Annotated in this window: 15 protein-coding genes; 5 read left to right on the top strand and 10 right to left on the bottom strand. The window is 39.1% G+C overall.

The window, feature by feature from the left end:
- Positions 1–15: 15 nt before the first annotated feature.
- The 3 genes from NH153_RS11125 to NH153_RS11115 all read right to left on the bottom strand — a co-directional run bounded on the left by NH153_RS11125 (position 16) and on the right by NH153_RS11115 (position 2,059).
- Positions 16–816 carry a DODA-type extradiol aromatic ring-opening family dioxygenase gene (locus NH153_RS11125; RefSeq protein ID WP_063703787.1) on the bottom strand — a complete coding sequence of 267 codons (801 nt, stop codon included), beginning with the start codon at positions 814–816 and terminating at the stop codon, positions 16–18.
- A 112-nt stretch (positions 817–928) separates the two neighbouring features.
- The gene (tmpT, locus tag NH153_RS11120; RefSeq protein WP_063703784.1) at positions 929–1,561 is read right to left on the bottom strand and encodes a thiopurine S-methyltransferase; all 633 of its coding nucleotides are present in this window, start codon (positions 1,559–1,561) and stop codon (positions 929–931) included.
- Positions 1,562–1,570: 9 nt separating this feature from the next.
- On the bottom strand, positions 1,571–2,059 hold the full coding sequence (locus tag NH153_RS11115) for a DUF2938 domain-containing protein (RefSeq protein WP_063703782.1): 489 nt from the start codon (positions 2,057–2,059) through the stop codon (positions 1,571–1,573).
- A 100-nt stretch (positions 2,060–2,159) separates the two neighbouring features.
- Between NH153_RS11115 and NH153_RS11110 the strand changes: the two genes are divergently transcribed.
- Positions 2,160–3,041: a LysR family transcriptional regulator gene (locus NH153_RS11110; protein WP_063703779.1), complete on the top strand. Its 882-nt coding sequence runs from the start codon at positions 2,160–2,162 to the stop codon at positions 3,039–3,041.
- On the opposite strand, the gene NH153_RS11105 is transcribed toward NH153_RS11110, so the two are convergent.
- Positions 3,036–3,611 carry a DJ-1/PfpI family protein gene (locus NH153_RS11105; protein ID WP_063703777.1) on the bottom strand — a complete coding sequence of 192 codons (576 nt, stop codon included), beginning with the start codon at positions 3,609–3,611 and terminating at the stop codon, positions 3,036–3,038. The genes NH153_RS11110 and NH153_RS11105 overlap by 6 nt on opposite strands.
- Before the next feature lie 126 nt (positions 3,612–3,737).
- Between NH153_RS11105 and NH153_RS11100 the strand changes: the two genes are divergently transcribed.
- Positions 3,738–4,442: a Clp protease/crotonase-like domain-containing protein gene (locus NH153_RS11100; RefSeq protein ID WP_063703775.1), complete on the top strand. Its 705-nt coding sequence runs from the start codon at positions 3,738–3,740 to the stop codon at positions 4,440–4,442.
- 80 nt (positions 4,443–4,522) lie between these two features.
- Here the strand turns inward: NH153_RS11100 and NH153_RS11095 are convergent, their stop codons facing one another.
- The 4 genes from NH153_RS11095 to NH153_RS11080 all read right to left on the bottom strand — a co-directional run bounded on the left by NH153_RS11095 (position 4,523) and on the right by NH153_RS11080 (position 11,993).
- On the bottom strand, positions 4,523–5,989 hold the full coding sequence (locus tag NH153_RS11095) for a DNA recombination protein RmuC (protein WP_063703773.1): 1,467 nt from the start codon (positions 5,987–5,989) through the stop codon (positions 4,523–4,525).
- A gap of 229 nt (positions 5,990–6,218) precedes the next feature.
- Entirely contained in the window at positions 6,219–9,362 is a 3,144-nt protein-coding gene (locus NH153_RS11090; RefSeq protein WP_063703771.1) for a DEAD/DEAH box helicase, read from the bottom strand.
- A 415-nt stretch (positions 9,363–9,777) separates the two neighbouring features.
- Positions 9,778–10,740 (bottom strand): hypothetical protein, encoded by a 963-nt coding sequence (locus tag NH153_RS11085; RefSeq protein ID WP_063703768.1) that lies wholly within the window; start codon positions 10,738–10,740, stop codon positions 9,778–9,780.
- A gap of 14 nt (positions 10,741–10,754) precedes the next feature.
- Positions 10,755–11,993: an AAA family ATPase gene (locus NH153_RS11080; protein WP_063703766.1), complete on the bottom strand. Its 1,239-nt coding sequence runs from the start codon at positions 11,991–11,993 to the stop codon at positions 10,755–10,757.
- 770 nt (positions 11,994–12,763) lie between these two features.
- Between NH153_RS11080 and NH153_RS11075 the strand changes: the two genes are divergently transcribed.
- Positions 12,764–13,978 (top strand): hypothetical protein, encoded by a 1,215-nt coding sequence (locus NH153_RS11075; RefSeq protein WP_063703764.1) that lies wholly within the window; start codon positions 12,764–12,766, stop codon positions 13,976–13,978.
- Between the two features lie 58 nt (positions 13,979–14,036).
- On the opposite strand, the gene NH153_RS11070 is transcribed toward NH153_RS11075, so the two are convergent.
- Positions 14,037–14,912: a DNA replication terminus site-binding protein gene (locus NH153_RS11070; RefSeq protein WP_063703762.1), complete on the bottom strand. Its 876-nt coding sequence runs from the start codon at positions 14,910–14,912 to the stop codon at positions 14,037–14,039.
- A gap of 435 nt (positions 14,913–15,347) precedes the next feature.
- On the opposite strand from NH153_RS11070, the gene NH153_RS11065 reads away from it, so the two are divergent.
- The gene (locus tag NH153_RS11065; protein WP_054563102.1) at positions 15,348–16,697 is read left to right on the top strand and encodes a class II 3-deoxy-7-phosphoheptulonate synthase; all 1,350 of its coding nucleotides are present in this window, start codon (positions 15,348–15,350) and stop codon (positions 16,695–16,697) included.
- Between the two features lie 65 nt (positions 16,698–16,762).
- Here the strand turns inward: NH153_RS11065 and ppsR are convergent, their stop codons facing one another.
- The gene (gene ppsR, locus NH153_RS11060; RefSeq protein ID WP_063703760.1) at positions 16,763–17,572 is read right to left on the bottom strand and encodes a posphoenolpyruvate synthetase regulatory kinase/phosphorylase PpsR; all 810 of its coding nucleotides are present in this window, start codon (positions 17,570–17,572) and stop codon (positions 16,763–16,765) included.
- Positions 17,573–17,724: 152 nt separating this feature from the next.
- Between ppsR and ppsA the strand changes: the two genes are divergently transcribed.
- Positions 17,725–20,100, top strand: coding sequence for a phosphoenolpyruvate synthase (ppsA, locus tag NH153_RS11055; RefSeq protein WP_063703758.1), 2,376 nt, complete (start codon positions 17,725–17,727; stop codon positions 20,098–20,100).
- Positions 20,101–20,311: the final 211 nt, after the last annotated feature.

The following is a 20,311-nucleotide window of genomic DNA, read 5'->3' as shown; positions in this document are numbered from 1 at the left end:
GGGTTGAACTTAAACTCAATCGTCCCACAAGAACATACTGGCTTGCTTGTTGGCAATACGTAGTTCGTAGATATCACTACAAGGGCGCATCGCCGCACCATAGCAAACATGTAACGGCAATAAGTGCTCTTCACGAGGGTGACTAAAACGCGCAGCAGGGGCCATTTTCCACTCTAATAACTTAGCTTGTCGCTGCTGCTCACTCAGCTCAGTATTGCCACATACATCGACTAACCATTGCTCAAAAGCGATATTTTGCGCTTTAATTTCAGCTGTTTCAGGCGTAAAAAATGCGCGCATATTATGAAAAGTAAAGCCAGAACCAATGATCAATAAATTATCGTAATCAAGCTGTTGTAAAGCCTCACCTATCGCTAGGTGTAAGCTTGGCTCAAGGCTTGGATGTAACGACAATTGCACACAAGGTATATCTGCCTCTGGATACATAATCTTCAAAGGCACATACATACCGTGATCAAAGCCACGAGATGGGTTTAAAGTGCTATCGATATTAGCCTTTGCCAATGCTTGATGTACTTTTTCGGCAAGGGCTGGTTCGCCAGGGCTTGGGTACTCAATACTGTAAGCAGGCTCAGGAAAACCATAGTAATCATAAATTAGCTCAGGAGCAGCGCTCGAAGTGATGCTAATTGGGTTCGCTTCCCAGTGTGCACTCACCATCAAAATAGCTGACGGCTTTTGAATTTTTGCAGCAATAGACTGCAAACAAGTAACCATATCAGCATGACTTGGATCGCCAAGTAAAGGCATAGGACCGCCGCCATGTGAAACAAAGAAAACGCGTGGCTTTTGCATAAATGTGCTCCTTAAATACGCTTATCACTATAGTGCACGCACAGAGATACAATAACCAGCCACAAAAACGCACAATTAGGGTGTGAATTTACACACCACTAGTTTGTAAGTACTAACTTAAATACCAAGCAACGTTCATGGCGGGGATTTGCCCTCTTAAGCCACCTTCGAGAGGCTCTTTGCACAGTAATGTTAGCTGATAAAAAGCATCGTAGTGCTGATGTAGCTCATCGGCGACTACACTAAACGGCGGACCCGAAAATTCATTTTGCTGATACTCAAAGACCACCACTAATTGTTTAGCTCTATTGGTCAACTCTAGTAAATGCTGGGTATAGCGAATGCGCATGGGCTTTGGCAGCGCAACTAAGGCAGCACGGTCATAAACCGCGTTGATAGTGCCAAGTTCATTCGCGGTCAGTGCAAAGATATCACCTACCCAAACGGTTAGATTTGCGCCTTGGTAACGTAATAGCTCGCCGTGTTGGCTGATTTCGGGTTCTAGTTTTAACTCATCAAATAATTGCTTAATGGCAATCTCACTAAGCTCAGCCCCAACAACACGCATACCTTGCGCGAGCAAATAATGAATGTCGTGAGTTTTGCCACACAGTGGCACAAAAAAAGTATCGCCTTGCTGTAAATTTAAGTTAGTAAAATAGTGATCTAGGTAACGGTTAACGTCTCCTTCATGAAAACCTATTTCGTTATTTTCCCAACGTTGATGCCAATGCTTTGCGTCCATTACTTACTCCTAAATAAATTGAATGAATTGAGCTGATAAATTTAATCCGACACCAAAAAGTAGGTGAGTTACAGCACTTTTTAAGCGGGCTTGAAGTGGGTTTGCTGTTTTCGTAGCCATTATCCCCATCCCTAAAGCGGGCTGCATAACAAAAAATGGCATAGATACGCTAGCTAATCCAAATATACATGCAGCGATTAAGGTGGGCTGTTCAAGCCAAGCAATACCGACCAGTAATATAAATAAAAACGAAAATAAAACACCAATAAAGTAGTGGACGAACCAGCCAAACACGCACTCAAAATGCTTAACAGGGCTAGCTGCTATATTCTGGTGCATAAACTTTCCATCTAATAACCCCAAGCCCCAACGGCCAACTAAACAAAAGTTTAATGAAGGGATCTTAAACACTTTAGCCAGCAAAAAAGCATAAAGATCAATGAACAAAGTCGCCGCTATGCCTACAAAAGTTATCACATAAATATCATTAACACTCATTATTAGATGCTCTTAAATGATTTAATAAAAGGCATGATATCTAATTGCAAAAGTGCTAAAAATAGTAAGATAAACAAACTATGATTGCATAAATGAGATCATGATTGACGATATCGCTCTATTCATACAGATTGTTAAGCAAGGCGGCCTAAGTAATGCGGCTAAGAACTTGTCGCTGCCTACCGCAACAGTGTCGAGACGCTTACAACGACTTGAGCAACGCTTAGGTGAGCAGCTATTAAATCGCTCAGCAAGGCAATGCACGTTAACGCAAGCAGGGGAGGTGTATTTTCAAAGTTATGTTGAATTAATTGAGCAATTTGAACAAACTCACCGCCAGCTTAATGAGCAAAAAGCACAATTGTCAGGAAAGCTTAAAGTTTTAGCACCTCTGAATATTAGTCATGGTTTCTTAAAGCCGATGTGGCTCGCATTCACTAAACAGTACCCTGATATTCAACTTGAGCTACTGCTTAATAACCAACTTGAAGATCTCAGTAAAAGCCAAGCTGATATAGCAATAAGAGTAGGGCCGCAGGCTGATTCTATGCTCCATCAGAAAAAGTTAGGCAGTGTTGATACCTTATTTGTAAGCACTAAAGCATACCTTAATTCGGCATCTGCCATAGAAGAGCCTAGTGATTTAAAACAACATAGGTTAATTGGTACCACGTTGAGAAATAAGTGGCAGCTAACCAATACTCAAACGAATGCAACTTATACTCACATGTGCCGATTTGCTAGTACTTTTAACGATACTGGATTTGTAAAATACTTAGTTTGTGATGAGCAAGGTATCGCTTTGTTACCTCGGTTTGAGGTTATAGATGAATTAAAATCTCAGCAGCTAGTTCAAGTACTGCCACACTGGCGAGGAGAAAACCGCGACATTTATGCAATCTGGCCAAGCGCACGTTTACTGAGTAAAAAGGCTGCCTGTCTAAAGCAGTTTATAACCGACTATATTGCTGAACAATTATAAAGTCTGCCATTGATATTCCATCTGTTTGGCAGTCAGTAGGGCGTGTTCGTAACTAATAAACTCAGCGACTAACGCTAGGCTCATATCAATGCCAGCAGAAATCCCCCCTGAGCTGGTAAACTTACCGTCGGTGACCCAACGAGTATCTGCAATCACGTTAAGATCAGAAAACATAGCAGCCAGCTCAGGTTGATCTTGCCAATGAGTCGTGACATTTTTACCGTTTAAAAGCCCAGTTTTAGCAAGCAAAAACGCCCCCGTACAAACACTCGCAACACGCTTGGTGTTAGTGGCTGTGTGTTTTAACCAAGTAATAACCTCTGCTTTTTCGAGCTCTCGTGTATGGTCGCCACCAACCACAACAAGGAGATCAAGCAAAGGGCAATCAGCAAAGCTGTAATGGGGGTTTACACTATAACCACCACGGGCAAGTACAGGCCTATCATTTTCGGCAATTAAACTCACTTGCCAGTCATTATTCGCTAGGCGCTTGGCAGTACTAAACACCTCAAACGGACCTGAGAAATCGAGCACTTCGGCATCATCATAGATGTAAATTCCAATATTCATACAATTGTTCCTATTATGTGGATTTATTTCTCAAGTAAAAAAACGTACTATGCCATTTTTGCAGTTCGTTAATGACATATTATTAAATTGCGCACTGTATACAAACAAAACTTCAAGGCATTGTTAATGCGTTTTTTATTATTATTGAGCGTGCTGCTGGTTGGTTGTAAAACAACACAGCAAAGCGTTGCTGAAATTAGTGAGGTATCGCCGGGCACTATTTATTTTCAGGGCGAAACATCAAAGCAAAATGTTGAAAAGTTTGAACAATTATTAGTAAATAGCGATCAGCAAATCAACACCTTAATTATTAATAGCGAAGGTGGTGATGTGATGGCAGGTCTCCATTTCGGAGGCTTAGTTCATGAATATCAACTCAATGTTGTGGTACGCGAGCTTTGTGCATCGTCTTGCGCCAATTATGTCGTTACCGCAAGTCCACATGTCTTCGTTGAAGAGCAAGCCGTTATAGGCTGGCATGGCGGCTCATTACAGCCACTATACGTGCCAATGGAGCAGCCGCCCGAGGTCGCTAGCTATATAGCAAAATGGCAAACCGCCGAGCGACAATTTTTCGATATCATCAATGTTGAACAAGCGGTTACTATCATAGGGATGATGCCAGGTATTACCGAGAAACGTGATGCTGCTATTTATAGTTACGATACCCAAACCCTGAAACGTTTAGGGTTACATATCGAGTTTGCAGGTGCGCAAACGGGGATGTCAGCAAGTGGTGAAAAAATCGCGCAAGTATTCGAGCTTGAAGAGTCTGTACTTAACCACTTTTTGATGCTCAACGATATCGTGTCAGCTGAACTTGTTAACTAATACCAATCCGCAATAATACTTAATTAAGCGAATTGGTATAACAAAAAAGCCAACATGACGTTGGCTTTTTTGTATCGCATTTAATCTAACTCTAATTGGGCTTTTTCAACACTTTCCACGGGTAACTCTTTTTGAACAGAAACCCCCAATTCTTTGAACTCAGAGGCCTGCTTAATCAAGTTTCCTTTACCACGATACAGCTGAGAAAATGCTTTATCATAGCTTTCTTTGGCGCGGTCTAATTGCTTACCAACCCCTTCCATACTGGTTAGGAAACCATTGAGTTTGTTGTAAAAACGCTCTGCACGAGCGGCAAGCTCTTTTGAGTATTTAGTTTGCTCTTCAAAACGCCACAGTTGTTTTACGATATTCAAACTAGTCAATAAGGTCGTTGGAGTAGCAACTAAAATGTTCTTTTCGATTGCTTGCTGATAAATATCACTTTGGTACTTAAGCGCTTCAACAAAAGCCGACTCTATAGGTACAAACATGATCACCACTTCTGGTGAGTTAATACCCGGTAGTCTGTCGTAGGCTTTGCTTGCTAACTCGTTTATACGCGATTGCACCGCCATAACATGCTCTTTAAGCGCTTGCTGAGCCTCAAGCTCTGTATCGGCATTTACATAGCGTGTATACGCGTTTAAAGAGGTTTTAGCATCAATAACTAAATGACGTTGTTGAGGTAAATACACTACAACATCTGGGCGTAAGCGGCCATCTTCGGTGTTAAACGACACTTCACGCTGATAATCTACTCCAGCACGCAGCCCTGCGCTGTCTAGTACATTTTCAAGCATTAACTCTCCCCAATTACCTTGGGTTTTCTTTTGCCCTTGTAATGCGGTGCTCAGCCTATCAGCTTGTTCGGTGATGGCTTGGCTTTTAGCCTGTAAATGCAATAACTCAGTTTTTAGTGCTGCACGTTGCTTTAGATCTTCAACGTGGATCAATTCCATTTTATCGCGAAAGCCTTTTAGTTCACCCTGAACCGGTTTTAATAATTGCTCAATACTTTCTTGGTTTAAGGTTTTAAAACGCTGCGATTTTTCTTCAAGGATTTGATTAGCGAGATTTTCAAACTCTTTTTTGAGTTGCTCTTTGCTTTCTTTGATATGACTAAGCTGCTCTTTAAAATGCAGTTCTTTTTGCTCTACTGTGCTTCGTAAGGTACTTAAATCAACATCCCGCTGATTAAGTGCAGCTTTTGTATCAGCAAGCTCAGCTTCAACTTGACGCCAAAATTGGTTGTATTGTTGTGCTTGTTTTTCTTGTTCTACGAAACGGGTTTTAAAGTGTTGAGACTCATCACGTTGTTCAGCGTAATCTTGCTGTAGCTGCGAAAGGGTAAGCTGGGTTTCTTGCAATTGCAGCTGCTTTTGTTCTAAATGATTTTGCAGGATTTGCTGGCTATTTTGCAGATCAGTTAACTGATTTTTTAAGCGACTTTTTTGTAGGGCAAAAATGACACCACTAGTAACAGCACCTACAGCAGCACCAAGCACTACACTTTGCCAATTAATCTGTGTAATTAGCTCTGTAATCATAACGAAAACTCAATAACTTAAAGACACATCATCATAACGAATTAGCGGACAGCAGAGTAGGGGGTTTAGGCATAAAAAAAGCCAGCTCAAGGTGAGCTGGCTCTAACATTACTAAAATTTAGTAACCAAATGGGAAATCAACATAATGCTTATGTAAACTGCAATTTAACAACAAGCATAATAATAGACGCCCCAAAATTTGATTAGTTCAAAAAAACTTTAAAAAAATTTAATTTTTTATCAGTGCGAGCATTTGCTTTTCATCAAACTGAGTGAAACTCATTGATTTTTCGGTAAATAAAGCATCAACAAGGGCTTGCTTATGCTGCTGCATTTTAAATACTTTTTGTTCAATTGAGTTAGCCATAATCAATTTATAAACAAACACTGGGTTCGTTTGGCCAATTCGATAGGCACGATCTGTCGCTTGTTTCTCAACAGCAGGGTTCCACCAAGGATCAAAATGAATCACAGTATCAGCTTGAGTTAGGTTTAGCCCTGTACCGCCGGCTTTAAGGCTAATTAAAAACACGGATGTATCACCTTGAGTAAACTCTTCGATAACACGGTCGCGGTGTCGTGTTTGCCCTGTGAGCATACTAAAGCTGATGCCTAATTCATTTAATCGCTCTGCTATCACATCAAGTGCCATGGTGAATTGACTAAATATAATCACCTTTCGACCTTCGCTAAGCATGATAGGCAAATGCTTAGATAACCACTCAAGCTTTGCGCTGCCAGCCTGTGAACTAGGATCGATCAATTTTGGATGACAGCAGATTTGTCTTAGCTTTAACAATGCATCTAAAAAGGCTAGCTTACTTTTTTGCACACCTTGCTGCGCAAATAGGTCGACTAATTTCTGTTCTAAAGATTCAGTGATACCGGTGTAGATTTCTTTTTGTTTGCTTTCAAATTCAAACTCTTTAACTAGCTCAGTCTTCTCTGGTAGCTCTTGCGTTACCTGAGCTTTAGTTCGACGCAAGATAAATGGCATGATCAACGATTTAAGCTCATCTGCACGGGCAACATCGTTATCACGCTCAATAGGCGTTTGAAAATAACTCTTAAAATGTGTTTGCGAACCAAGCAAAGAGGGCATTGCAAAGTCAAGCAAAGATTTAAGCTCAAATAAGTTATTTTCAATAGGCGTGCCGCTTAAGCAGAGCTTAAAGTCAGCATTAAGGCGCTTAACTAACCGCGATACCTGCGCGGCATCGTTTTTGATATATTGCGCTTCATCAAGAATGATGTTTTCAAAATACAGCGGCGAATAAAAGGCAATGTCACGTTTCAACAGTGGGTACGTTGTTAAGATACAATCTGCTTGCGACAACTGTTGTAATTGGTCGCTGCGCGCAGCACCAAATACGGTGGTGATTTTTAAGTTGCTCGCAAACTTATTGATTTCGCTTTGCCAATTACCGACCAAGCTGGTTGGGCAAACAATTAACGTAGGGCCTGCTTGTGGTGATTGCTTGGCATTAGCTAAAAAGGCAATAACTTGTAAGGTTTTACCTAGCCCCATGTCATCTGCCAAAATACCACCAAGTTGATGACGTTTTAAAAAGTTAAGCCAATCAACACCGTGCTGTTGGTACTCACGTAATTGCACACCTTGGTTTAAGCCTTGAATATCGGACTTTTTAATAAGTTGTTGTGAGCTATTTAGTTCAGATAAGTACGCATCAAGTGCATCGTCGACAATATTAACCTTAATTGCTTTTTGCTCGATAAGCTTAGGCAAAAACGATAAAGGCATTAAGATTTCGTCACGGGTTTTAATATGCTCAAAACGTTCACGATAATCATTAAGTTGCATCATCGCGGCCTTTTCTACCACCGCAAAGCGTTTCCCTACTGTAAAGTAATAAAAGCGTTCACTTTGTCTGTTAAGTGACTGATAAGTATTATTATCTGTAACAAATAGTTGCTGAGTTTTGACACCAGAGATCACGATTTTACCAACTATCTGATGGCCTTTACCACGCTCAACTTGCAGTGAAAGTTGTTTTAGAACTTTGCCGACGTCTAACTCATCATTAATTTTCCAACCACGTTTTAATAAGTTTGGAATTATTTCGAACTTTAACCAGTGCTCATGAATAACTGATTGTTTATTAAAGACAAACTCTGATTGTAAAGCCCCTTTACATAATTCAAAGCCAAGGTTAGTTAACTCATTTACAACGGTGTTTTCTAATGACTGATTTAGTATATCCGCTGGCGCTTGGCTTAAATCATACAAAGAGTTTTGATAATTAAACTGCAATGATAAACGAATTGTTCCCTCATCATTATTAATACTGATGACTGGGAATACCGTTCTAGCTAGGCTTTTTTTACTTTGCTTAAATGCATGAGGGATCACACCTTCGCCAAAATTATCATTGAGTTGTTGATAAACGCGGTCAAAGTTCTCTGTGTGAATAGCTGGCATATTGGCAAGTAAAGCAATCTCATCTGCCGTTAACGGAGTACGAATACGACCTACCTTTAGTTTTTCAGGGTCAAGATAAGTAGGGGGGGTTGTTTTAAGCAATAACCAATTATCTTGGCCAGCAAGCGTCATGCTCAACGATGTTAAGTCTTTGTTTTGTTTCCAATCAAACTCTAATGCTTGCATGCTATCAGCTTTAATTGCTTGGCGAGAGCGACCTAAAAACAAACGCTGGGTAGCAATTAATTGCTGCAGTGCTGCAAAACCCCATTGGCCTTTAAGCTCTAATTTACCAAGGGCATTTTGAGAACGGATCCAGCTATATAAACGAAAATCAGTTTCTAATAAATCAGTGGGGGTTACAAAACTATTTAACTGCTGCTCGGTTAGGTTTCGTCCGAGAGTATAATTATGCTCAGCATCATAATTAGCAATTTTAGGGGTAAGGGTGACAACAGATTTCTCTACATCAAGGACGAATAATAAAACGTGTTTGGCATTATCGTTGGCAATTTGCTTAAGGGTTTTAAGCTCACTAAACCAGTCGTTAATGATGTAGTCTTCCCCATAATCGCCAGAATGTTCTATTTTGAGCTTAAGGAGCACAGCCGCGATATGACGGCACTTGGTTTTAGAACCACAAGTACAATGTGAATCGACCGAAAAGCCACTTGGTAATTTACTGATCTCAATATGCTGAGTGAAGGTATTTCCTTCGTTACCAAACATAGATGCATCGATAACACTAAAATCACTGTTATGTTCTAACCAATTGATTTGGCCGTTCTGGTGATACTCTTTCGCTTTACTTAACACATGTGGCTTAAACAGCTGTTTAATGAAGCGCTCAGACAGAGGAAACTGAGTTTCTTGCTCTTGTTTGATTTCTTCAAAGATAGCTAATAAGTCATTTTTGGATAAGTTAGCAGACATAACGCTTTTGGCAGTATAAACAAAAAATAATTCTGCCAGTATATGATCGATCGGCCCAGAGCTAAAGCACTATTGAGCAATATTAGACTGGTTGGAGCTGATAACTTGGTAAAAAACTGTATTTAGATAAAGTAAAAGCTAAAAAGTGATAGGCTGAGCATTTAACAAACAACAATCGCACAAGATATAAACAGGTTAATAACAAGGTGGGGGCTTTACAGATCGTTTTTTTACTAACCAAGCAGGGTAAAGTGCAAAAAAGCCTGTAAAGGGGCGATAAGTTAGTAAAAAATTGATCTGACAACCCAAAAAGAGCTGTATTTTGCTTTTTCAGATCATCATTTTACTAACAAAAAGGAAGAGTAGATCACGCTTTTACTAACTGTAAAAGCGCGATAGATCATTATTTTACTAACTAGTTAAAGCTATTTAAAAGTTTAGTTAGCTGCTCTAAGCGTTTGTCTGTCATCACTTTATTATCGATTTTGACAGATAAATCACCGCTTTTAATATTGCGTTGTAAGCTAACAAACTCACTGTCGATAAGCGCTTCACGACGGCTAGGGGCTGCTGGTTCAGCGGTTAATAGCTTAGTTATTGCAAGAGCACGTTTATCATCGCTAGTCATTTGCGCAATTTCGGCATCACTACTTACGTCATTAACTAGCTTGGTGAACAGTTGCTCATCACGCTCTTTAGCGCTAATAAGCTTTTTAGCCACTTCACGGCCAACATGGTTCGCCGTAGGGTAGAGACTTAAAACCGACGCTGGTAGGTTCTCGTAGGCTTTGATAGCGTCAGCAATGGCAGTGTGTGATACCCCCTCAATTGCAGCAATCTCACGATAAGAGCCTTTTTTACCTTCAGCAATAAGCTCATCACGGGTCTGTTGATAAGCCTGACCAAGCTCCCATAGACTTGGCGCAATGTATTGATCTGATGATACAGCAAGAATTTTAGCATCTTGATCAGTAAAATCTTCAGAGCTTAGAACTAAATAATCAGAGTTACTTAAGATACATGCTTTACGACGACGAGAGCCTGCTAATACAAGCATTTCATCACCTTTATCCCAACATAGGGCAGGGTGCTGGTTACGGCCGTCTTCGGCAATTGCAGGTAGAATATCAGCGACTGACTTTTCATTTAGTAATGATTGTACTCGGCGGTTTTTACCATATACCTTTGTTTTAGCTTCAATTTCTGAGCTTGGAATGACCTTACACACTAAAGTGATTTGGCGATTAGGATCGCTTGGAGCAGGCATACTGATAACATCACCAGCAGAAGCTTGCTCTAGTAAAGCATCTAAACTGCTGCTTTCGATAGACGTTGAAAAAGGGTCTAAGCTGGTATCGTTTTTACGTTTTTTAGCCATTTTTATTAATTACCTTACTTAGCTGGATTGAGAGTCGATTGAGTTGATAGCCAATTCGAACGGATCAGCATTTCAAGTTCATCAACCACATCTTTGATATTTTCTTGAGCGCGGAGTAATGACTCACGACTCGCCAGGCTATCTGACGTTTTTTGATCAAAAATAGTATTAAAAGATGATGAGCTGGCAGTAATTGCAGAACTATGATTAATTGGATAGCTCATAACTTGGCGTCCAAAGGCACTACGTACATCTTTAACGATGTCGCGCTGTGAATGGTTACCTTTAACATAGTTAGTCACTAAGAATTGCATAAAATCCCAGCCTTCGTGACCAAGGGCTGCAACTGTATGGTAAATCTCACCTAAACGTTTTAAATATTTGTTGTTTGCATCAAAATCAACAGCCTCTGGATGAACAGGAATAAGCATCGATGTTGAAGCCATTAATGCATTATAAAACATAAAGTTAAGAGATGGAGCTGTATCAATTAAAATAATATCAAATTGGTCTTTAACCGGCTCAATAACTTTTTCTAGCAGTTTATGATAATGACGTGTTTTATCGTAACTAGAGCTATCTTTTAATAAAGTTGCTGTTTCATGTTCAAAATAAAAGTCATCCATACCAGATGGTAAAATACGAATATTTGGAATATGAGTAGGTAGGAAAGAGTTGCTTACTAACTCATCCCAGGTTTCATTTTCTTCAAGCTCAATGCAATCACGCATTAAATCACCAACTGTAATTGGATCAGGCTCACTTGGAGGGAAGAAACTTGACGAAGAACCTTGTGGATCAAGATCAATAATACCAATTCTGTAACGTTTAATATTGGTCGTTGCTAGGGCCGCTGCAATATTCACCATACTAGTCGTTTTACCACAACCACCTTTAAGTGAATTGATCACAATTACTTGCAATTTATCATCAGCAGTACGGTGATCAGGCTTAATATCCATGATATCAGCCATAGCAAAAATATTTACAAGTGTGTAAGCATAGTGGCCATTTGCACCACGTTTGATATTAAGTTCGTCAAAATCACCATTATCATGGCGTCTTTTTAAAGTACGATTATTACAGCCTAATAAATCAGCAGCTGCTTTTTGGGTGTAAGTACGAAGTTCTTTTTCTTCAGACTTAAGGTGGGCACGATAATGTTGAATACGTCCTTCTAGCGATTTTTCAGCAACTTCTGCTGTCGCTTTTAGTAACCTATAAGTGGCTAGCGCATTATTATTGATAGACATACTTTCTTCCTCAAAGTTATGCTTTAAGTATAATGTCCATTCAAATTGCTGTAAACAAGTATTTAAGACGACATGCCTTTTATTAATAAGACATTTAATAAAAATTTGTAACTTTACTGATGCTAAGTATAAATAAGTAAGTTTAATATCGGTTAAGTATATAGGTATATAAGGTTAAGATGCTAAAATAGAATAATATCTATCTGATTTAATTGAATATTTTATAAAATAGCAGATCATAGTTTTACTTGGTTAAGATCAGATCTCTTATTACTCACAGATCAGCTTATTACTAAGTAAAAAACAGGCTTTTGAGTTATGCACAGTTTAATCACTAAATTACTCACAAATATGCCTGAGTAGATCATAATTTTACTAACTAAATTAGAAAGTTATGCACTGAGAACTCGGTAAACTAATGCATTTAGTTAGTATGGATCTGATCTATAGTTGGTACAGATCAGATCTATGCTAACTTGAACTTGATTTATCCACATGCAATTTCAAAAAAGGAGATTTATGTCGTGTTAATTAGCCTTAACAAGGCGATTCACAGGACATAATTTGAACTGAGTTAGTAAAATCACGACCTATCAACTATAACTTAGTAAAAATCTGATCTGAAAATTAGCTTTTACGAATGAGTTAGTATAAAACTGATCCTAAGAAATTAATTAAGATCGGATCAAGTTTTTACTAACTTAAACATTTAACTTTTGAAGTTTTATGTGTTGTTATTAACTGTCGAAGAAAAATTGGAAATAAGAACAATGAGCCGAAAGGTCAACATCTCGGTAGATAACTTACCCGATACATTACGCGGGCAGATCCACGGGGTGGAAAGTGCAATAGATAATGAAAGTCTTGCACTATTTACAGACAACAAAGATGTGCGCGTTTCAATTGAAAATGCTGCACATGGTTTGAGAGCTTACTCAAATACTTTTAATCATTATGATTTATGGGGACGTTTTGTCCGTTCTGGTCATAAGAAGCTTCCGGTTGAAGAAGCACCAAAGAAAACCATCGTAACACGAAGAATCTCTGAAAAAGTTGACGGCATTCTTTATGATGGCGAAATCAAAATTACGCCAGCGGTAGTAAGCACAAGAAAAGATGGTGAAGATGTTGAATATCTTGTTTGGCCATCTGATCGTGAAGAAAAGGTCGAGCGTGCCTTAATTCGTTTAGCCTCTAAAGGTAAAATTGTAAAAATTAATTTTAAATCAGGTATTCAATACGCGGTTGTTTTTTCAATGAATGAATTAGCGCAAGAGCTGAAAGCGGTTGGCCAGTCAATGCCGTATCCGCAAATCAAAGAATCATTAGAAGCTTTGCAAGGTTCTAAACTTTCTTTTAGATACTCAGCAACCGACACTCGCAATTCTGATATTGATGATTCATTTTACGAATCGAATATGAACTTTTTGTCGTCACTTCACTTTAGCGGTAAAAAAGGACAAGGCGGAAACGTAAAGTGTGTTGCATGTTTAAATGCCTTCGTTCATAACATGATCGATAACCTTGAATATAAAGGTTATTACTTTAATAGTGCGCAAGAATTAAAACGCGGTTTGTCACGTTGGATGATGCTTCGTTTATATCATTTATGGCGTTACGCGGCACCGGGTAAGACCTACCATTTCCGACTATTATCAATCATGGAAAAATACGGTTCTATCTATTCGACAGATGAAATTACAGAAAATAAATTAAAAGCTTTGCGTCGTGATATGACGACAACAATGAAAGATTTAATAGAGAAAGGTGCAATCTCTGAATATAACATTACCAATGTTAAAGATGACAAGACAGGTAATATTATTGATTACACTTACGAGATGCATCCGTCTGACCAATTTTGTGATGAGATCCTTACGCTTAATAAGCATAACAAACGAATCGAAATTCAAGGTGGAAAACGTATCGTTGAGAATGCGGTATTAATCGATGAAGACAAAATTGAAGAAATAGTCGAAGACTAATTTCTTTAATACTCTCTACTATATAGAAAAGGCCACTGATGTGGCCTTTTTAACATAATCAATCTGTTACTTGTTCTAAGTAAAGTCTATCTACTAAGAAATCATATTCTCTTTTACGAGGGTGGCTTTCAGGTTTTTGATAATCAGTTAATGTACCAAGTTTTACATCAGGTTCTGGATTGATCAAAATAAAAGGTAAAGCAGCACTAACATGATATCGGTTTTGAGCGGTATATCTTACATTAACTTGTGGGCTAACTCTTGTTGGCCTGCGAATTCGTAATTTTTCTTTATCACCTAAACTTGCAACACGACTTTGTTCTTGTGCAACTAGCGCTTGCCAAGAGTGTTGGTCGATCATTCTTGGATTTGAATAACTTGCCGATTTATCCAACATTGCTAAAGCCATTTTTTTTGTTAGCGTTTTAGTTGCATGTTTGTGCATCCAAGTAAAACGAACAGAGTAGGGCGATTCAGTTTCAAAATGAATCTTACGATATGCAGCAAGTGTAATGAGATTAGGAACTGCATTGTGCACCGCTTCAAACCGCGCATCATTATTATCGATAGCTATTACGCTATTTTTAAAATCAGCTTTGGCTTTATTCAACTGATTTATCCGTGCAATGAAATGTTGCTTATCGACATCTTTTAAAACTAATAAGCCTGGATGTCTTTTTAAAACTCGACTACTTAATCCTGTCTTTTTATAAAAATCACCAAAGGAATTTAGAATTAGTTTATGAGCATCATCGCCTTCAATTTTATGTACACTAATTGAAGAAGGAACTTTCTTTTCGTCGTTTATATCGATATCTGGCAGTTGATAATATGATGCCTTATGAAAACCCACTTCCTTTAATTCTTCACAAAATAAATGAGTTAATTCACTTACTAAATCAAACTGACTACGTATTTCTAACTTGGAACTCATAGGAACACATCTTACTTAAATTTAATTCAATTCTAATCTTATCACTTGATTATTTAAAGTTAATTTCTTTTTATTGCTGACCTAATACTTAACCCCAATATAGTATGATGTGTTCTTTAGTGTATTTGCTAGTACAACTTTTTAATTTGATCAATGTAGATTTAAAAAAGGATGTTTTATACATGTAAAGCAGAGGTTACACTATGGCTTGATTTAGGTAAGATGTGTTCTTCTGTAGTGCATCAACTAAAAATATCGTAAAACAGGTGTAACTAACTGGTTTAAAACAATAAAAAATTGGAGCTCTAATTGTTAATATCGAAACTGTTTATCAAATAACGAAATAATCATAAATAGCTGAATATTGTCCTTGAACTTAGTACGTGCAATAAGTTAGTTTTCGTTAACGGTCTATGTTAGGAATGAGGAAAGAACATGCAATCGTGGAACCCAGACAGCTGGAGAAAACTGCCGATACTTCAGCAGCCAGAGTACCCAGATCAAGAAGCCCTAAAATCAGTTGAAGGGCAATTAAAAAGCGCACCACCTTTAGTATTTGCTGAAGAGACGCGTAGCTTATACAAACAATTAGAAGCTGTATGTGAAGGCAGAGCCTTTTTATTACAGGGTGGTGATTGTGCAGAGTCATTCAGTGACTTTAATGCTGCAAATATCCGCGATACATTTAAAACGCTTTTACAAATGGCCGTTGTTTTAACTTATGGCGGTAAATGCCCTGTCGTTAAAATTGCGCGTATGGCTGGTCAGTATGCAAAGCCACGTTCATCAGATTATGAAACAATTGACGGTGTATCTCTGCCTTCGTACCGTGGTGATATCATCAATAACTTTGAATTTACTGAGCAAGCACGAGTACCCGATCCACAGCGTTTAATGACGGCATATCATCACAGTGCAGCAACGTTAAATTTATTACGCGCATTCGCGCAAGGTGGTTTAGCCGATTTACACCAAGTAAACCGTTGGAACATGGGTTTTGTTGCTGCGAATCCACTTAAAGAGAAATATCAACAGCTAGCAGACAGAATTCAAGATGCGCTTGAATTTATGGAAGTGTGTGGTATCGACTCAACTGTTGCACCAAGCTTAAAAGAAACTGACTTATTTACATCACACGAAGCATTATTATTAGGTTACGAAGAAGCACTAACACGTCGTGACCATTTATCGGGTGACTGGTACGATTGTTCTGCACACTTTGTTTGGATTGGTGAGCGTACACGTCAGCTTGATCATGCCCACATCGAATTTTTCAAAGGGATTAAAAACCCAATCGGTGTGAAAGTTGGCCCGGGTATGGACCCAGATGAGCTAATCAAACTTATCGATGCCGTTAACCCAGATAACATTCCAGGTCGCTTAACGTTAATTACACGAATGGGTGCTGATGTTCTGCCTGAAAAACTACCGGCACTAGTACGTAAAGTACAACAAGAAGGCCGTAAAGTTATTTGGAGCTCAGATCCAATGCATGGCAATACTGAGAAAGCGAGCTCAGGTTATAAAACACGAAGCTTTAATAATATTCTTCGTGAAATTAGTCAGTTCTTTGCAGTTCACAAAGCTGAAGGTTCATACCCAGGTGGTGTTCACCTAGAAATGACTGGCCAGCACGTGACTGAATGTACGGGTGGTGCTTATGGTTTATCAGATGAAGATTTAGCACAACGCTACCGCACACAGTGCGACCCGCGTTTAAATGCAGATCAAGTTTTAGAACTTGGTTTCTTAGTTGCTGATTTATTAAAAGACGCACGTAAGTAACATCTTAAGTTATCCAAAAAAGGCTGCACGTTGCAGCCTTTTTTAATGTCCGATACTAGAAGTAGTTAGTACTTACGTCGTTCAAGACCTGTATCAGATATAATTTTCGCTGAAATTTCTTCTACTGAATGATGCGTAGAATTCAGGTATTGTATTTTTTGTTTTTTATAAAGCATTTCTACTTCGCGCACTTCAATACGACACTGTTTTAAAGACGCATATTTAGAATTAGCCATACGACGCTGGCGGATATCAGCAAGGCGAATAGGGTCAATCGTTAACCCAAATAGTTTATGCTTGTAAGCTTTTAAACATTCAGGCAGGGTGCCTCTTTCTAAATCATCTTCAGTAAGCGGATAATTAGCCGCTTTAATGCCATATTGTAATGCCAAGTATAAACTTGTTGGTGTTTTACCACTTCTACTAACACCCACTAAGATAATGTCAGCTTCAGAGTAGTTCTTAATATTAGCGCCGTCATCATTAGTTAACGCATAGTTCACCGCATCAATTCGAAAATCATAACTTTTTTCATGCATTGAGTGTGTTCTATGAACCTTAGGTACAGGTGCAACTTTTAACTCTTCGCCAATTTTATCACTGTATTGTGACAAAAAGTCATAACACACCGCACACGACGATTTTATGATTCCACTTAGTTCATGATTTACAAATGTAAAGAACACAAGTGGCTGTTCACCATCACGTTGTGCTGTTGAATTAATCAAGTTCTTAACTTCATTTGCTTTTTTTTCTGTTTCAACAAAAGGAATTGTTTTGTGATTAAATTCCACAGGAAACATTGATAAGGTCGCGTGACCAAAGACTTCTGAGGTGATTGCTGTTCCATCAGAGATATAAAATGCAGTTCTCATAATTAACCTTTTTATTACCTTTATCTGCAAAATAGGGGCTTCACGGTTTACGTGAGGTCTGTTGCCAGTGTAGAATGACTACGACCTTTTTAGAAGGTTTTCTTTCTTAACTCTCACAGTTAGTACTACAATTTGTTTATGGAGAAAGATCCGTGCAAGAATACGTTCTCTGGTATCAAGAGCTTGGTATGCAAGATGTTCCACGTGTTGGCGGTAAAAACGCTTCACTGGGTGAAATGATCTCAAACCTAGCTAACGCTGGTGTTCAAGTGCCAGGTGGTTTCGCTACAACCGCTGATGCATTCAACGAGTTCCTAGAGCAATCTGGGTTAAACTCAAAAATCCACGATATTTTAGACACATTGGATGTGGATGATGTAAATACACTCGCTAAAGTCGGTGCCGAAATCCGCCAATGGATTATCGACACACCATTCCAACCAAACCTAGACCAAGCCATTCGCGACGCATATAGCCAATTACATGGCGACGCATCACAAGATGTTTCATTTGCGGTTCGCTCATCTGCTACAGCAGAAGACATGCCAGACGCTTCATTCGCAGGACAACAAGAAACGTTTTTAAACGTACGTGGTATTGATGCAGTAATGACTGCTATTAAACACGTGTTTGCCTCACTATTTAATGACCGCGCTATTTCTTACCGTGTTCACCAAGGTTATGACCACCGCGGTGTTGCATTATCAGCTGGTATCCAACGCATGGTTCGTTCAGATAAAGCAGCTTCAGGTGTTATGTTCAGTATTGATACTGAATCTGGCTTTGAAGATGTTGTATTTGTCACTTCAAGCTATGGTCTTGGTGAAATGGTTGTACAGGGTGCTGTAAACCCAGATGAATTTTATGTTCACAAGCCGACACTTGCTAACGGTAAACCTTCAGTAGTTCGCCGTAACATTGGTTCAAAAGCAATCCAAATGATTTACTCTGCGGATGAATCACACGGTAAGCAAGTTGAAATTGTTGATGTAGATTCTTCACTTTCAAACAAATTCTCAATCACAGATGCAGAAGTTCAAGAACTTGCTAAGCAAGCTGTGATTATCGAAAAACATTACGGTCGTCCAATGGATATTGAATGGGCGAAAGACGGTAACGACGGTAAACTTTATATCGTTCAAGCGCGTCCAGAAACAGTTCGTTCAAATGAAGACGCAAACGTAATGGAACGTTTCCAACTAAACGGCACAAGTGCTGTAGTTGTTGAAGGTCGTGCAATCGGTCACAAAATTGGTTCAGGTACTGTTCGTGTACTTAATTCAATCGATGAGATGGATAAAGTACAACAAGGTGACATCCTAGTTACTGACATGACTGACCCTGATTGGGAACCAATCATGAAACGTGCAGCCGCGATTGTAACAAACCGTGGTGGCCGTACTTGTCACGCAGCAATCATTGCACGTGAACTAGGTATTCCTGCTGTTGTTGGTTGTGGTAACGCAACTGATTTAATTAAAGCAGGTCAAGATGTAACTGTTTCGTGTGCCGAAGGTGACACAGGTTACATCTACGAAGGCATTTTAGATTACGAAGTACTTACTTCACGTGTTGATGAAATGCCAGAATTACCGATGAAAATCATGATGAACGTGGGTAACCCTGATCGTGCATTTGACTTTGCACGCTTACCTCATGCAGGTGTTGGCCTTGCGCGTGTTGAATTCGTAATCAACCGTATGATTGGTGTTCACCCTAAAGCACTTCTTAACTTTGATGCTCAATCTGACGAGCTAAAAGCTGAAATCTCAGAAATGATGGCAGGTTATGAATCACCTGTAGAATTCTATATTTCTAAGCTTGTTGAAGGTATTGCAACACTAGGTTGTGCGTTTGCACCTGAGCGTGTCATTGTTCGTATGTCTGACTTTAAGTCAAACGAATATGCAAACCTTGTTGGCGGCCAGCAATATGAGCCAGAAGAAGAAAACCCAATGATTGGTTTCCGTGGTGCAGCACGTTATATCTCTGAAGATTTCCGTGACTGTTTCGCGCTAGAGTGTGAAGCAATTAAACGCGTTCGCAACGAAATGGGTATGACTAATATTGAAATCATGATCCCATTTGTTCGTACACTTGAAGAAGGTAAACGTGTTATTGAATTACTAGAAGAGCACGGCCTTAAACGTGGCGAAAATGGTCTTAAAGTAATCATGATGTGTGAATTACCATCAAACGCTTTACTAGCAGATGAGTTCTTAGAGTATTTCGATGGTTTCTCTATCGGTTCAAATGACTTAACTCAGTTAACATTAGGTCTTGACCGTGATTCAGGTTTAATTGCCCATCTATTTGATGAGCGTAACCCTGCAATCAAGAAACTATTATCAATGGCTATTCAAACAGCTAAAGCAAAAGGCAAATACGTAGGTATTTGTGGTCAAGGCCCTTCAGATCACGAAGACTTTGCAGCTTGGTTAGTTGAGCAGGGCATTGATTCTGTTTCTCTAAACCCAGATACAGTATTAGAGACTTGGTTATATCTTGCTAAAAAATTAGCCGACTAACTACTTTATTTAACTAAAATAAAGATTCTAATATAAAAAATGCCAGCACTTAGCTGGCATTTTTGTTACTTCGAAGGGCGTGTTGTCCTTTTATGATTGATTTTGCAGCAGTGTGTTTGGTATTTAGGCAAGGCAGAGCCTGTGTAGTGTGGTTGTTCCACATAAATAGGTGATAACGCAGCATCAATGCCAAACACGCGCTGCCCTTCGG

The organism is Pseudoalteromonas gelatinilytica, from assembly GCF_001641615.1.
GTDB lineage: Bacteria > Pseudomonadota > Gammaproteobacteria > Enterobacterales > Alteromonadaceae > Pseudoalteromonas > Pseudoalteromonas gelatinilytica.
This window is presented reverse-complemented; position numbering and strand designations above follow the sequence as displayed.